Source organism: Vibrio sp. D173a (assembly GCF_030248475.1).
Map to the genome: position 1 here is coordinate 1 of NZ_JAHGAH010000438.1, position 678 is coordinate 678.

Sequence of the window (678 nt, forward strand, 5' to 3'; positions counted from 1 at the left end):
CTCTTTCATGTAAGCCGTCGACTTTTCACAACGAATACCACCCGTACAGAACATCGCTACCTTTTTGTGTTTAGCAGGATCTAAGTTGTCCTCAACGTATTGTGGGAACTCACGGAAAGTTTCTGTGTTTGGGTTCACTGCGTTTTTGAAGGTGCCGATATCGACTTCGTAGTCGTTACGAGTATCGACCAGTACTACATCAGGATCTGAGATCAGTTCATTCCAGTCTTTTGGTTTCACATATGTGCCCACAACATGGCGAGGGTCAATGCCCTCAACACCCATGGTCACGATCTCTTTCTTGAGCTTAACTTTAGTGCGGTTGAACGGCTGTTGCTCGTTAAACGACTCTTTATAGACAACATCTGCTAGACGTTCATCAAGCTTGAACCAAGCAAGCAGCGCATCGATTGACTCGCGCGAGCCCGCAACTGTGCCGTTAATGCCTTCTTGGGCAAGCAGCAGGGTGCCACGGATTTGGTTGTCGAGAAGCAGTTGAGTAAGAGGTTGGCGGATATCTTGATAATCATCCAGTGCGACAAACTTGTAGAGTGCGCATACAACATATTGAGACATGATTTTTCCTTTCGCGAGCTGGAGCGTAATTCCAGAGCAATCTCACTTGTCAGTGAGGGATTTATAAATAGTTTTCGGCGAGAGCATAGCTAAGCTTGTTGG

General features: G+C 46.5%; 1 protein-coding gene. It reads right to left on the reverse strand.

The features are described from left to right. Positions 1 to 576 (reverse strand): rhodanese-related sulfurtransferase (locus KIV40_RS26560; protein ID WP_285352173.1); only part of this gene is annotated, 576 nt, incomplete at its 3' end. Positions 577 to 678: the final 102 nt, after the last annotated feature.